The following is a 15,016-nucleotide window of genomic DNA, read 5'->3' as shown; positions in this document are numbered from 1 at the left end:
AAATTCACATATAATGGAAAATCAGCAACATGTACTAGCTCAACATATAGTAAAGCCAATTATTCAACAAACTGGAAATTAAGTAATGCGAAAGCTTCTAAAACCGGTGCAACTGCATCTGCAAGCATAACAGCTAAGTTATATCATCAAAATGGATCAATACTAAAAACAATAGATAAAACTGTAAAACTCACTTGTAGTCCTACCGGTTCATTATCTTAAAACAATCTCCTAGCATTTGAAACAATACAGACCAATGTTTCAAGAAACTATTATTTGTTTAAAACTTCCACCAATTAAATGTATATCAAAACACAATAAAGACTGTGACATCCAATGATCTCACAGTCTTCTTTTTACTTTAAAAGAAATGGGCATCACTTTAGTGATGCCCACTTTGGTTATGATCTTTCTTCTATATATTTTCTAATATTAGACACGTTCACATATTTCGCATAGCTCTTATCATTCGCAACGACAAGAGTAGGAGCCTGCATAACAGAGAATCTCTTTGTGAGGTCTACTTGTTCTTCTGCATCTATTAATTCATAGTCTACATGTTCATCTTCTAATATCTTCTTAATAATACGACAGTTAGGACATGTTTTTGTTGTGAATAAATAAAGCTTTTCATTCTGTATAACAGGTTGTACCTGTTCTTCTTTGATTTTCTTCATATGTCTGCCACTTAGTACTGAGTGACCCATATCATATGTTTTACGTTCCTTGAATTCCTGTGCTTTACCTTCATTCCAGTTCTTAACTGGTCTATAGTAACCTGTAATACGGCTCCATACTTCTGTTGGTTTACCACATACAGGACATATAGGCTGTTCACCTACAAGATAACCATGATCTTCACAAATAGAGTATGTAGGTGAAATTGTATAATAAGGAAGTTTGTAGTTTTCCGCAATCTTTCTTACGAGTGTTGCAGCACCTTTCCAGTCTGGTAGTTTTTCACCTAAGAAGGCATGGAATACAGTACCTGATGTATAAAGAGTCTGTAATTCATCCTGAATATCTAAGGCAGTAAATAAGTCATCTGTATAACCTACTGGTAAATGAGATGAGTTTGTATAGTAAGGTGTATTACCCTCTTTAGTGGCAGTAATGATATCTGGATATTTCTTCTTATCATGTTTCGCAAGACGATAAGATGTAGATTCTGCAGGTGTTGCTTCTAGGTTATATAAGTCACCATATTCTTCCTGATAGATCACTAGTCTTTCACGCATATGGTTTAATACATCCTTCGCAAATTCCTGTGCATCTGTATGTGTTAAGTCTACTTTAAGCCAGTTCGCATTGAGTGTGGCTTCATTCATACCTACTAAACCAATAGTAGAGAAATGATTCTTAAATGAACCTAAATAACGTTTTGTATAAGGATAGAGACCTTCTTCTAATAACTTACTAATAACATCTCTTTTTACCTTTAATGATCTTGCCGCAAGATCCATTAAGTGATCCAGTCTTTCATAGAATTCCTGTTCATTATGCGATAAATAAGCAATACGTGGAAGGTTAATAGTAACGACACCTACTGATCCTGTTGATTCACCTGAACCAAAGAATCCTCCACTCTTTCTTCTTAATTCTCTTAAGTCAAGTCTTAATCGACAACACATTGATCTGACATCACTTGGTTCCATATCTGAATTAATATAGTTAGAGAAATATGGTGTACCAAACTTTGCAGTCATTTCAAATAATAGTTTATTATTTTCTGTTTCCGACCAATCAAAATCCTTTGTGATAGAGTAAGTAGGAATAGGGTACTGGAATCCACGACCATTCGCATCACCTTCAATCATCACTTCAATAAAGGCTTTATTGATCATGTCCATTTCTTTCTGACAATCCTTATAACGGAAGTCCATTTCTTTTCCACCAACTATCGCATTCAATTCAGCTAAATCATTTGGTACTGTCCAATCTAAAGTAATATTAGAAAAAGGAGCCTGTGTTCCCCAGCGTGAAGGTGTATTGACACCATAAATAAATGATTCAATACATTTCTTGACTTGATCATAAGAAAGATTATCTACCTTTACAAATGGTGCTAAGTAAGTATCAAAAGAAGAGAAAGCCTGAGCACCTGCCCATTCATTCTGCATAATACCTAAGAAGTTCACCATCTGGTTACATAATGACGCAAGATGTTTAGCTGGTTTAGATGTAATCTTACCTGGAATACCTCCTAAACCTTCCTGAATCAATTGTTTTAAAGACCATCCTGCACAATAACCTGTCAACATACTTAAATCATGAATATGGAAATCACCATCTCTATGTGCATCCGCAATCTCCTGATCATATATTTCAGATAACCAATAATTTGCAGTAATCGCACCACTGTTACTTAGAATCAACCCACCAACAGAATAAGTGACAGTAGAATTCTCTTTCACTCTCCAGTCAGTCGCATTCACATAACTATTCACTAGATCCTTATAATCAAGAATCGTGGACTTCATATTTCTTACTTTCTCTCTCTGTTTACGATAAAGAATATAAGACTTCGCCACATCACTATAACCTGCCTGTGATAAGATATCCTCTACACTATCCTGGATATCTTCTACTGCAATCTTATGATCCTTAATTTTCTTTTCAAAATCACTTGTGACCTTTAATGCAAGCATATCAATCACACTTGGATGATATTCTTTCTTTAATGAAATAAATGCTTTTTCAATCGCACGGGTTATCTTCTTTAAATCAAACTCTGTAATCTTACCATCTCTTTTAATGACCTGGTACATATTATCATATCCTTTCTTCTATCCCTCTGATTTCACATTCATCAACATATTCTTCTAAAATCTTCTTATAACTCTGGAGTGTTTCTAATGAGCATGCATGTAAACCTTTTTGAATCACATTCTCATTATCTTCAAAGTTTTGAAGATAATAACGCTTAGCACCTTTGATCCATTCTCCAACTAATCTCATATCATTTTCTGTATGAAATTCTTTAATAATTGTCGTTCTGAATTCATAATCCACATGATTTTCTAATAAATACTGGACTGTTGTCTTAATAGAATCAAGACGATAACCTTCTAAACCAATTGTCTTATTGTATTTCTTAGGGGCATTCTTGATATCTACTGCTACATAGTCTACAAGACCTTCTTCTACCAATTCTTTTAACTTATTAGGAAAAGAACCATTTGTATCTAATTTAATAGAGTACCCCATATCCTTGATTACTCTTAAGAAATCCACAATACCAGTCTGTAATAAAGGTTCTCCACCTGTAATACATACACTCTCTAATATATTCTTTCTCTTTTCTAAGAATTCAAGGACATCTTCCTGTTCAATCTCTACCATATTTTCTGGTAAGAAAACTAAATCAGAATTATGACAGAAAGGACATTTAAAATTACATCCTCCAGTAAATAGAGTACATGCCATCTTTCCTGGATAATCTAGAAGAGTGAGCTTTTGAAAGCCAAAGATACGAAAATGATTCTGGTATGTTGGTTCTTCTATTGCTTTCTTAACTAAAAGATGCATTGTTTTTTCTAATTGATCTACTTCTTCTAAAGTCAAATCAGATGTTAGATGTGACCACCAGTCTTTTCTCGCAAGATACATTTCAGCAATCACATCTTTCGCTTTAGGTGTTGTTTTAAGCCTCTTAGAACGTTTATCAAGAATATTCTCTTCTACACGAATATAGCCCGCCTCCTGTAGTTTAGATATACTCTTTGTGATTGTACCTTTATCTACAGAACCACTAGAAGACAATTCCTTCATAGTAATACCAGGATGTTCATGAATCATCATTAAATTCACAACCTGTCCATAACCTATATCATATTTCTTTAATCTATTATCATAATATTTAATAGCCGCACGATATAGTAATGCATTATCACTCATGAAGTTCTCTTTCTTATCCATCTCTCTCACCTCTTTAGTTGACTATCCAACTATATTAAGTCTAGCACCAATAGAGAGCGTATGCAATTGTTGTGAAAATGTTTGCACATTATCATCTCCTATATACAGTATATACTAATTAATTAAGTAATGTATTGAAATTATAACCGATAAAACCTATATCAAGGAGTTAAGAAAAAATATTTGATTATATCTTAGCTAAATGGTTCCATGATATAATTATTATTAAGGAGGAGTATATTATGTCTCTATCAGAACTATTATCGTTTTATATTAATAAGAAGAAAACGAATATGACACAATTTGCACAATACTTAGAAATAGATCGTTCTACACTACATAAGATCATTAAAGGTCAAAGACCTGCAACAAGTGAAGCATTAGTCAATAAAATGGCACAATATCTATGTTTAAGTCAGGAAGAAACAAAACAGATATTAGAAGCTTATGAAATTGATACAATAGGTGCTTTTATATTCTATCGTCGTAAACATATCCAGGATTTCTTTAAGGAAGCAGATCATGTATTGGATCATCATTATCACATTACAGAACAGGTACAAGATGATCAGACTCTTGTAGATGATGTCTATACAGGAAGAATCAATGTAGAACATATACTCTATACTTTATATTCTTATGAACTAAGAGAAGAAAAACCTCATGTAAGAATCATGGAACAGCCTTATGAGATGTCTATTATATTCGATTCTTTTAATCATCTTTCATCAGATATGCCTATGACTCATTTATTTTATCTAGATAATTCACAGAAACAGACAAAAAATAATGAGTTCTATAACTTAAAGTGTTTAACTAATTTATTACCTGTCATCTTACGTAATAAGAATTATCATCCTTATTACTACTACAGTAATGTTTCTATTATGAATGAACATGATATATTCTACCCTAATGTAATGATTACAACACGTTATGTGTTTACCTATACAAATGATCATAGTCAGGGAATACTTTATAAACTTCAACAGATTGTGAATGCCTATAAAGAAAAATTTGATGCTTATTTAAAAGAAGCAGAATGTTTTATGACACGTGATTCATGGACAAACTATCTTGCAGACACGCAAACGTTCTTAAATACTCATGTTATTACACAGGAACTCATGACAACACCATGTCCTACTTATGTGTTTGAAGAGAGTGATCTGGATATTATCCGTAAATCATTAAAAGATTTCTTTCCTGATAAAGAAGGATTTATTAAAGACTATCAAAACTATGTGAATTACTGGAATCAGATCTTCTATCCTCAATGTATTGATAAATTCCATGTTATCTATACAGTGCAAGGTTTATACTATACAGCTAAAACAGGGTATCTCCATGATATACCACCAGAACTCTTTAATCCTCTTTCTTTAGAAGATAGACTCACATTACTTAGAAAGTGGAAAGAATTCTGTATAAAGCATCCTCATGTCGTGATGGCAAATATGCCTTATCTTTCTGAATCATCTACAACATACTTTCAGTTAAGTAATCAAGAGTTTCATATGATTGCAGCAGATTCAACAGGTACACTCGCAAATATCTCTATTAAAGAAGTCACACTTGTAGAAGCATTTAATGATTTTGTTGAAAATGTAGTTAAGAAGAATGCTTATAGTAAAGAAGATGAAATGAAGCTGATTGATAAATGTATAGAAATGATTGAAATGGAGATGTAGTATTATGTATGTATACCAATTATTATCTGAATATATCAAGACTAAGAAAATCAATATCAAGAAGTGTGCAGAATACTTCCAGATAGACCGTTCTACTTTTTATAAGATTATTAGAGGAGAACGTAAAATACCAAATCGTGATTTTATCCAACAGATCAGTCAGTATCTCTATCTTACTAATGATGAAAAGAAAGAATTATTAAATGCCTATGAAATAGATAGAATAGGAGAGTTCCGTTATTATTGCCGTCAACATGTAAATTCCTTCTTAAAAGAAGCCACATTACTTGATAACCGTTCCTTTACAACACCTGATACTTTAGATTCTATCTTAAAGACAGGACACTATACTAATAAATATGATGTAGAATATCTCTTATATGAACTATCTCTCTTAGAAAGCAAAGAAAAAAAACCTCATATAAGGATCTTTGATCAGCCTACTCATGCACTCTATTTATTAAGAATAGTCTCTTCTCATATACCTATTACGCATTTATTCTGTTTAAATAATACAAATGAACTAACGAAAGATAACCAGTTCTATAACTTAACTGTTCTTACAAATATCATGCCATTAATCTTTAATAATGATCACTATAGACCATATTATTACTATAATGAGATCAATGCGATTAATAACCATCTTTGTTTCTTTCCTAATATGATTCTTACTACTAGATATCTTCTTATTTATACAGCAGATCATTCAAGTGGTATTCTTTATGAAAAAGGAGAAACATATGATGCGTATGAAATACTATTTAATCAATATTTAAAGGAAACAAAGTGTTTAATCACTAAAAAAGATGAAAAAAGTGATATGACAGAAGATTTCAATTATATTCTCTATGCACCTCCTATTGGTGCAGTTTATCAAGAGGACGATCCATTTCCAGTTTTTTTAGAAGATAATGATTTTGTGGAATCATTCAAGAAACAGTCAATGTATTTAAAACAGTTTGTGAAGCATAATAAAGATCATCTATCAGGACTCCATACTCTACAAGGATTAAAACATTTTGTGGATACTGGTTATACAATTGATTTCCTACAACCATTCTATCAACCACTAACGATTAATGATAGAATCAAAATATTACGTAGACTAAAGAACTTTATAAATACCTACTCTATAAAACTTGTAGATATCCCTGAATATGATAATATGTCTTTCTCAGTTATAGTCATGAACATTAATACACTCTATTTCCAAATTGTATCAGCCAGTGGCACTATCAAAACAATACAGCTGCATGAAGCAAGTCTTGTAATGGCTTTTAATGACTATTATCAATATATACTAGAAGAAAGATCGTTAAGTAAAGAAGACGCATTTGAAATCATTGATAGCTATATTGCACAATTAGACATGTTAAAAGAGTGAACCAAAATGGTTCACTCTTTTCATGTTAGCTGATTTTTGTACCTGCTGGTAAATCTGTTTCTAATACTTTAATAGATTTCTTAGTTCCACCTGCAAGAATCATACCCTGAGATTCTACACCTCTTAGTTTAGCTGGTTTTAAATTCTTCACTACAATTACCTTCTTACCAGGCATATCTTCTGGTGAATAGCTATCTGCGATACCTGAAACAATCTGTCTTACTTCTCCACCAATATCAATCTGTGATACAAGAAGACGATCTGCTTTAGGATGCTTTTCACATTTCTTTACTTCACCAACAACTAATTCTACCTTAGAGAAATCATCAATAGTGATTTCAGGTGTTTCATCCTTCTTTTCTGGAACAACTGGCTTAGCAGGAGTTAACTTTTCTACCTGTTTAGCTACTTCTTTAGGATCTAATCTAGCAAATAATACTTCTGGATGATCAGTGACTTTAGTTCCTGATTTATATGAACCGAAAGTATCTAGCTTCATCATATCTCTTTCATCTGTATTAATCATATCTAAGATCTTCTTAGAAGTACCAGGAATGAATGGTTCTAATGCGATAGCAGAGAATCTGATAGCTTCTACTAAGTTATAAAGTACTGTTGCAAGACGATCTTTCTTTGTTTCATCCTTAGCAAGAGCCCAAGGCATAGTATCATCAATATACTTATTAGTACGTCTTAATAATACATAGATTTCATCCAACGCTTTAGCAAGTTTGAATTCATTTTCTAACTTAATAGTCTTTCCTGGCATTGCGAGTGCGATTGATTTTAATTCATCATCCACTGGTTCACATACATTTGTATTTGTGACAACACCATCAAAGTATTTATTACACATAGCGATTGTTCTGTTTACTAAGTTACCTAAGATATTAGCGAGATCACTGTTGATACGTTCTACTAATAAGTCCCAAGTAATTGAACCATCGTTATCATATGGGATTTCATGCAATAAGTAGTATCTTACAGCATCTACACCAAATAGATTTACTAAGTCATCCGCATAAATAACGTTACCTAAATGTTTAGACATCTTAGAATCACCCATTAATAACCAAGGATGACCAAATACCTGTTTTGGTAAAGGTAAATCTAATGCCATTAAGATGATTGGCCAATAAATAGTATGGAATCTTACGATGTCCTTACCAATAACATGTACATCTGCAGGCCAATATCTATTAAATAATTCATCGTTATTACCATCTAAGTCATAACCTAATCCAGTAATATAGTTTACTAATGCATCAATCCATACATATACAACATGCTTTGGATCGAAGTCTACAGGAATAGACCAAGTAAATGAAGTTCTTGATACACATAAATCCTGTAAACCTGGTTTTAAGAAGTTATTGACCATTTCATTCTTTCTTGATTCTGGCTGAATGAATTCTGGATGATCATTATAATACTGCATTAAACGATCCTGATATTTAGATAATTTAAAGAAGTATGCTTCTTCTTTTGCGTCATGCACTTCTCCACCACAGTCAGGACATTTTCCATCTACTAACTGAGATTCTGTAAAGAATGATTCACATGCAGTACAGTATTTACCTTCATAATGACCTAGATAGATATCACCTTTGTCATGTAACTTCTTAAAAATCTTCTGTACCTGTTTTACATGATATTCATCAGTAGTACGAATGAACTTATCATAAGTAACATCCATCATATCCCAGATACGTTTTACTTCTGCAGCAACCTTATCTACATATTCCTTTGGTTCAATTCCAGCTTCTTTAGCCTTTAATTCGATTTTCTGTCCGTGTTCATCTGTACCAGTCTGAAAACGTACATTATAGCCCTGCTGTCTCTTAGCACGGCAGATTGCATCACTTAATACGATTTCATAAGTATTACCAATATGAGGTTTACCTGAAGTATAAGTAATTGCGGTTGTTAAATAGAAATCTTTTGGATCTTTCATATTATCTGCTCCCTCCTAAAAATAAAAAAAACGTCCTTAATAAAGGACGAAATTATCGCGGTACCACCTTTTTTACACTTACGTGTCTCTCAATCTCTTAACGCGAGTTACGGTTATCCCTATTCGAAATAACAGCTCCCAGACCATCTTTCTAAAGCTTCACACTTATTTACACCAGCCATAAGTTCTCTATGCATTTCACTTTAGTCTCTTCTGTTCATTGCTTTTACTTTAAAACTTTAACAAATTTCTACAACCTTGTCAATGATAGGGTTGAAAGTCCTCACATTATCACAGAGAGGTTCACTTTCAAAAGTTGAATATTATTAAAGTTTTGAAAGTGAACCATTAAAGCACTTACGCTCCTAGTAACCATTCAGCAATATCATAAATCATAATGCCTTCATAGCTATACTTTGGATGTCTCGTTCTTGCAATAATCATTTTAGGATATGCATCTCTAATTTGTAGTAAAGGAGAATATTCTCTCTCAAAAGTTTCTTGTGCTGAAATATTATCACTTACCTGAATATAGATTTTTTCACTACCTCTTTGAGCTACAAAGTCTATCTCTTTCTGGTAAAGTTTTCCAACATAAACATCATAACCACGACGCAATAGTTCAATACAAATCATATTCTCATACACTCTGCCATAATCCATATTTCTACTACCTAAAATAGCATATCGAATACCTGTATCACACAAATAGAACTTCTCAGAACTTTCCAAATATTTCTTACCACGAATATCATATCTCTTAATATCATAGAAAACAAAAGCGTTACATAAGTATTTAATGTATTTACGTACTGTCACATGAGTTGTAGATACATTATTCGCATTTAAAAGCTGACTCACCTTATTTGGAGAAGTTAAATTACTGATATTATCCATTAAGAATTCACTTAATCTTTGTAATACAGTCGTATCAGGTAAAGCATACTTTTGAACTAGATCTCTTGTCACAATAGTTTCATAGACTTCCTTAATGTAAGTAACCCTATCCCTATCATTTGGATATAAATAAGAGCCTGCCAAACCACCCTTAAAAGAGTATTCATCAAAAAGCTTATCCTTATCACTCACATCACTATAATATTCACAATATTCTTGAAAGCTGAAAGGAAATACATGTATTTCAATATATCGTCCTGTAAAGAGAGTTGCTAGATCAGCACTCAACAAGAAAGCATTAGAACCAGTTACATAGATATCATACTTTCCTTTAGAATAGAGACTATTAATAGCTAACTCAAACTTTGGGCACATCTGAACTTCATCTACAAAGAGATAATTCATTTTACCTGCTACATAATGTTGTTCTACATAAGAATGTAGTGCATGATATTCCTTGATTTCTTCAAACTTCAAATCCATAAAATCAATAAAAATTATATTGATATTATCGTAATTTGTTTTTAGGTATTCAATGTATGCCTGCATTAGTTTAGATTTCCCGGAACGACGAATACCAGTAATAATTTTGATATCCGGTGTATCCTTTAGTTCAATGATCCTGTTGAGATAGTTTTTTCTCACAATTGTTTTCATATATTCACCTACTTTCAAAAGTTTAAATTTTTTATAGTTTTGAAACTGAACCACTACACTTATTATACTGTTCTAAAACTGTAGGAACAAGATGCCACTTTCAAAAATGAAATTATTTTGATTTTTGAAAGCGATTAATACAAACAAAAGACCTTGTACTTGATTTGATCATATGACAACTTATTTACACATAAATTTCTTATCTTATTCATACTGAATTCACTTATCATATTTAGTATGTTTTTGAATTATGTGAATTATATTCGTTTGTTGTATTAGTAAGTAAAAGGTAATAGAATACTAGAGAAGGAAGTGATAGCTATGGATTTAGAAAAGATTTTTAATGATCAGAAAACGTATTATGACACATTAATGACTAGAGATGTAAGTTTAAGAATAGATGCAATTAAACGTGTTAAGTTATGGATTAAAGACCATATGGACTTAATAGAAGATGCTTTAGAGAAGGATTTAGGTAAATCTAGAGGTGAGTCCTATATGACAGAAATAGGATTAACTCTTGAAACCTGCACATATACATTAAAGAATATTAAAAAATGGGTAAAGAAGGAAAAGGTAAAGACACCTCTTCATCAGTTCTTTTCTCGTTCTTATACGATTTATGAACCTTATGGTGTTACACTTATTATTTCTCCTTGGAATTATCCATTTCTACTTGCGATAGAACCACTTATTGGTACTATTGCAGCAGGGAACTGTGCGATTGTAAAACCAAGTGAACAGACACCACATACTTCCGCTATTGTAGCGCAGCTCATTGATACATGTTTTGATAAAGGACATGCCTATTGTGTTGAAGGTGGTTTAGAGGTTTCTAAGGAACTTGTAGATTTACCTTTTGATTATATTTTCTTTACTGGTGGTAAGAAAGCTGGTAGAGAAATCTATATGAAGGCGGCAGAAACATTAACACCTGTCACACTAGAATTAGGTGGTAAGTCTCCTGCTATTTTAACTGATATGATTCCTATGGAGATTGCAGCCAAGCGTATTATATTCGGTAAGTTCTTGAATGCTGGTCAGACTTGTATTGCACCTGATTACATATTAATTAAAGATACTATGAAAGCGGCTTTTATTGATTATGCTGCAGAATATATTAAGAAGTTCTTTGGTGAACATCCATTAGAAAGTGAGAACTTATGTAAGATCGTCAATAAAGAACAATTTGATCGCTTAAAGAAGCTATTAGAGAATCAGGATATTCTTATTGGTGGAGAAGTAGATGAAGAACACTTAAAGATTGCACCTACTATTGTGAATGATGTAGATTTTGATAATCCTTTAATGGAAGAAGAAATCTTTGGACCTATTCTTCCACTTGTAGAATACAATAGAATTGAAGAAGCGATTCAGTATATTAATAGTCATGATAAGCCTCTTGCTCTTTATTTATTCTCCAATGATTCATATCATGCTAATAAGATTCTAGATTTATGTAGTTTTGGTGATGCATGTATTAATGATACAGTCAGCCATTTTGCGACTAATACACTTCCATTTGGTGGTGTAGGCGCAAGTGGTATTGGTTATTATCATGGTAAGTTTACTTTTGAGACATTTTCTCATCGTCGTTCTGTTTTGCATAAGAGTACACGTATTGATTTACCATTTAGATATTATCCACTTACCGATGATAAGATGAAATGGATCAAACGTTTCTTAAAGTAATACTTACGAACACTTAATATGAGTGTGATTTCTTCTTAACCCTTTCTTTACTATACTGAGTATAGAAAAAGAAAGGGTGATGGATATGAAGTACAATTTGTATTGGTTAGGTTCAAAATTAGTTGCTGTTATAATTATGGGAACTATACTTCTATCTGCCACTCATTGATTGTAAGCTAGAGATTCATTTCTCTAGTTTTTTTTACTTAATATTTATATATTCTTGTGTCTGTAATGATATTTGTATTTCTCCTCTTATTCTATACTAAGTATAGAATAGGAGGAACAATGAGATACGAAATCGCCTGGGCAATTTCTAAGATTATATGTGCAATAATCTTATTTGTCATCATCATGTATGCTGGTTATACCGTTCGTTAATCAGCATTTTTATAATATTTCATGTATAATAGTAGATGAGGTGATTAAAATGGGTGAATATGATAAATATTTTAATAAGGATCTTCATAAAGATTTGAATAAGGATTCCCATATCAAACATGTTATTGCAGTCACAAGTGGTAAGGGTGGTGTAGGTAAGAGTTTAATGACATCATTACTTGCAGTCATGATGAACCGTATTGGTTATAATGTAGGTATTTTAGATGCGGATATTACAGGACCATCAATTCCCCAGGCTTTTGGTTTAACTGAAAAGCTTTATGGATGTGATAAGGGTATTATCCCAGCCGAAACACGTACAGGTATTAAGATTGTTTCTTTAAACTTAATGCTGGATAATCCTACTGATCCTGTTGTATGGAGAGGAAGCTTGATTTCTAATACTGTTACACAGTTCTGGACTGATGTATATTGGGGCGAATTAGATTATTTATTTGTCGATATGCCTCCAGGAACTGGAGATGTTCCTCTAACAGTCTTCCAATCTCTTCCTGTAGATGGTATTATTACGGTATCTTCACCACAGGAACTTGTCAGCATGGTTGTAGAAAAATCAGTGAATATGGCACAGATGATGAATATTCCTATTCTAGGTCTTGTTGAGAATATGAGTTATTATATCTGTCCTGATTGTGGACATAAACATTATTTGTTTGGTGAAAGTCATATAGATGAAATTGCGAAGAAGTTTAATATTTCTACTGTATGTCGTCTTCCAATGGATCCTGCAATTACTAAAGTAGTTGATGCAGGTCTTATTGAAACAATTACACAGATGGAACTTATGCCTATAGTGAATGAATTAATGAAGGAGGATTAAGAAATGATTCAGCACGTTGTTGTATGGAAATTTAAAGAAGGTACAGAAGATCTACAGAATCAGTTTGTAGAAGGATTAAAAGGACTTGTAGGACAGATTGATGGTATCCGTTCTTTACATGTTGGGAGAAATGAAAATCCTAATGAAACATATGATGTTTCATTAGTTATGGAATTTGATAATATGGAAGATCTTGCTAGCTATGCGAATGATCCTAGACATTTAGCTGTTGCGAAAATTGCGAAGGAAAATGCTGAAGTAAGAGCTTGTGTAGACTTCACTATCTAATATAACTCAGGAATTATCCTGAGTTTTTTAAATACATATCTATTACATAGTTTTCGTTGTATAATATAGTTATCATGTTTAACGGAGGATTATATTATGAATACAGCTTTAGTAATTATGGCTGCTGGTATCGGTTCACGTTTTGGTGGAGGAATCAAGCAGTTAGAACCAGTTGGACCTAATGGTGAAATTATTATGGATTATTCTATCCATGATGCCATTGCGGCCGGTTTCAACAAAATTATCTTTATTATCCGTAAAGATATTGAAGAAGACTTTAGAGAAGTTATTGGGAATCGTATTGAAGAAGTCGCAAAGAAATATGATGTAGAAATTGCTTATGCATTCCAGGACTTAAAGGCATTACCAGAAGGAATTGAATGTCCTGAAGGACGTACTAAGCCTTGGGGTACTGGTCAGGCAGTTCTTGCTTGTGATGGTTTGATTCATGAACCATTCGCAGTTATTAATGCAGATGATTATTATGGTAAAGAAGCATTTGTACAGATTCATGATTTCTTATTAGACTATACACCTGAACATCCAGAAAAACTAGCTATGGCAGGATTTATCTTAAAGAATACTTTAAGTGATAATGGTGGTGTAACGAGAGGTATCTGTGCAGTCAATGATGAAGGATACTTAACAGATGTAGAAGAAACTAAGAATATTGAAAAAACTTCTACTGGTGCACGTGTAGGAGATAAAAAAATTGACCCTAACGTAAATGTATCTATGAACTTCTGGGGATTAACTCCTGAATTCGTAAATACTTTAAAAGAAGGTTTTGTAGAATTCTTTAAAAACATCAAGGATCCACTAAAGGATGAATATTTATTACCTATCTATATTGGTGAACTTCTAAGAGAAAACAAATTAAGTGTTAAGGTATTAGAAGTACAGGATTCATGGTTTGGTGTAACATATAAAGAAGATGCACCTGTTGTAAAGGAATCATTTAAGAAGTTAATTGATGAAGGTGTTTATTCTACAAATTTATTTGATAATATTAAGTAAACGAAAAGGCAGTATGCAAAAATTTAAGCATACTGTCTTTTATTTTAGTGTATTTTATAGTTATAGAACTCTACCGTTCTTTACAGTGTATGTTTTACCATTATAATTTACTGAACCACTGTAATTCCAGTCAAGAATACCATTTTGAATGTAGTACCATGTACTGTAATACTTAACTAATCCTGTATAGTTCCAATCTAACTGTCCATTAGTCACCTTATACCATGTTCCTTCACCATTAACCTGTGATAATGTATTCACTGACCAGTCAATCTTACCGTTCTGAACATAAT

Annotated in this window: 11 protein-coding genes, 1 pseudogene and 1 other annotated feature; of the genes and pseudogenes, 7 read left to right on the top strand and 5 right to left on the bottom strand. The window is 32.5% G+C overall.

Annotation, left to right across the window (positions count from 1 at the left end; translation table 11 throughout):
* Positions 1 to 222, top strand: a pseudogene (locus ACFOZZ_RS02155) (hypothetical protein); the annotation flags it as partial.
* A 179-nt stretch (positions 223 to 401) separates the two neighbouring features.
* Here the strand turns inward: ACFOZZ_RS02155 and ACFOZZ_RS02150 are convergent.
* Both ACFOZZ_RS02150 and ACFOZZ_RS02145 read right to left on the bottom strand, forming a co-directional pair.
* The gene (locus tag ACFOZZ_RS02150) at positions 402 to 2,768 is read right to left on the bottom strand and encodes a ribonucleoside triphosphate reductase (protein WP_376814609.1); all 2,367 of its coding nucleotides are present in this window, start codon (positions 2,766 to 2,768) and stop codon (positions 402 to 404) included.
* Between the two features lie 4 nt (positions 2,769 to 2,772).
* Positions 2,773 to 3,918, bottom strand: a complete 1,146-nt coding sequence (locus tag ACFOZZ_RS02145; RefSeq protein ID WP_320803812.1) for an anaerobic ribonucleoside-triphosphate reductase activating protein — start codon at positions 3,916 to 3,918, stop codon at positions 2,773 to 2,775.
* A 242-nt stretch (positions 3,919 to 4,160) separates the two neighbouring features.
* On the opposite strand from ACFOZZ_RS02145, the gene ACFOZZ_RS02140 reads away from it, so the two are divergent.
* Complete coding sequence (locus tag ACFOZZ_RS02140; RefSeq protein ID WP_279067541.1) at positions 4,161 to 5,609, top strand: helix-turn-helix domain-containing protein; 1,449 nt, start codon at positions 4,161 to 4,163, stop codon at positions 5,607 to 5,609.
* A gap of 4 nt (positions 5,610 to 5,613) precedes the next feature.
* On the top strand, positions 5,614 to 6,996 hold the full coding sequence (locus ACFOZZ_RS02135) for a hypothetical protein (protein ID WP_278780806.1): 1,383 nt from the start codon (positions 5,614 to 5,616) through the stop codon (positions 6,994 to 6,996).
* A gap of 25 nt (positions 6,997 to 7,021) precedes the next feature.
* Here the strand turns inward: ACFOZZ_RS02135 and metG are convergent, their stop codons facing one another.
* Positions 7,022 to 8,950 (bottom strand): methionine--tRNA ligase, encoded by a 1,929-nt coding sequence (gene metG, locus ACFOZZ_RS02130; protein ID WP_278780807.1) that lies wholly within the window; start codon positions 8,948 to 8,950, stop codon positions 7,022 to 7,024.
* Between the two features lie 39 nt (positions 8,951 to 8,989).
* Positions 8,990 to 9,180 (bottom strand) — a binding site (T-box leader).
* Positions 9,181 to 9,307: 127 nt separating this feature from the next.
* Positions 9,308 to 10,504, bottom strand: a complete 1,197-nt coding sequence (locus ACFOZZ_RS02125) for an ATP-binding protein (RefSeq protein ID WP_055234036.1) — start codon at positions 10,502 to 10,504, stop codon at positions 9,308 to 9,310.
* 321 nt (positions 10,505 to 10,825) lie between these two features.
* Here ACFOZZ_RS02125 and ACFOZZ_RS02120 point away from each other — a divergent pair, with 321 nt between their 5' ends.
* The 4 genes from ACFOZZ_RS02120 to ACFOZZ_RS02105 all read left to right on the top strand — a co-directional run bounded on the left by ACFOZZ_RS02120 (position 10,826) and on the right by ACFOZZ_RS02105 (position 14,723).
* On the top strand, positions 10,826 to 12,196 hold the full coding sequence (locus tag ACFOZZ_RS02120; protein ID WP_055234035.1) for an aldehyde dehydrogenase family protein: 1,371 nt from the start codon (positions 10,826 to 10,828) through the stop codon (positions 12,194 to 12,196).
* 430 nt (positions 12,197 to 12,626) lie between these two features.
* Entirely contained in the window at positions 12,627 to 13,418 is a 792-nt protein-coding gene (locus ACFOZZ_RS02115; RefSeq protein WP_270396629.1) for an Mrp/NBP35 family ATP-binding protein, read from the top strand.
* Between the two features lie 3 nt (positions 13,419 to 13,421).
* Entirely contained in the window at positions 13,422 to 13,706 is a 285-nt protein-coding gene (locus ACFOZZ_RS02110; RefSeq protein ID WP_055234033.1) for a Dabb family protein, read from the top strand.
* A 96-nt stretch (positions 13,707 to 13,802) separates the two neighbouring features.
* Entirely contained in the window at positions 13,803 to 14,723 is a 921-nt protein-coding gene (locus ACFOZZ_RS02105) for a nucleotidyltransferase family protein (protein ID WP_376814608.1), read from the top strand.
* Between the two features lie 60 nt (positions 14,724 to 14,783).
* Here the strand turns inward: ACFOZZ_RS02105 and ACFOZZ_RS02100 are convergent.
* Positions 14,784 to 15,016: hypothetical protein (locus ACFOZZ_RS02100; RefSeq protein ID WP_376814607.1), on the bottom strand; the 233-nt coding region annotated here is incomplete at its 5' end.

This window comes from Catenibacterium sp. GCM10023432 (assembly GCF_042651925.1).
Classification (GTDB): Bacteria; Bacillota_I; Bacilli_A; order Erysipelotrichales; family Coprobacillaceae; genus Catenibacterium; species Catenibacterium mitsuoka.
The sequence above is the reverse complement of the archived record's forward strand: the minus strand, read 5'-3'. Positions and strand labels throughout refer to the sequence as shown.

Excerpts from the sequence above, each read along its gene's own strand:
- ACFOZZ_RS02135 (WP_278780806.1), top strand. The coding sequence starts at position 5,614 with ATGTATGTATACCAATTATTATCTGAATATATCAAGACTAAGAAAATC.
- ACFOZZ_RS02145 (WP_320803812.1), bottom strand. The coding sequence starts at position 3,918 with ATGGATAAGAAAGAGAACTTCATGAGTGATAATGCATTACTATATCGT.
- ACFOZZ_RS02150 (WP_376814609.1), bottom strand. The coding sequence starts at position 2,768 with ATGTACCAGGTCATTAAAAGAGATGGTAAGATTACAGAGTTTGATTTA.
- ACFOZZ_RS02115 (WP_270396629.1), top strand. The coding sequence starts at position 12,627 with ATGGGTGAATATGATAAATATTTTAATAAGGATCTTCATAAAGATTTG.
- ACFOZZ_RS02105 (WP_376814608.1), top strand. The coding sequence starts at position 13,803 with ATGAATACAGCTTTAGTAATTATGGCTGCTGGTATCGGTTCACGTTTT.
- metG (WP_278780807.1), bottom strand. The coding sequence starts at position 8,950 with ATGAAAGATCCAAAAGATTTCTATTTAACAACCGCAATTACTTATACT.
- ACFOZZ_RS02140 (WP_279067541.1), top strand. The coding sequence starts at position 4,161 with ATGTCTCTATCAGAACTATTATCGTTTTATATTAATAAGAAGAAAACG.
- ACFOZZ_RS02110 (WP_055234033.1), top strand. The coding sequence starts at position 13,422 with ATGATTCAGCACGTTGTTGTATGGAAATTTAAAGAAGGTACAGAAGAT.
- ACFOZZ_RS02125 (WP_055234036.1), bottom strand. The coding sequence starts at position 10,504 with ATGAAAACAATTGTGAGAAAAAACTATCTCAACAGGATCATTGAACTA.
- ACFOZZ_RS02120 (WP_055234035.1), top strand. The coding sequence starts at position 10,826 with ATGGATTTAGAAAAGATTTTTAATGATCAGAAAACGTATTATGACACA.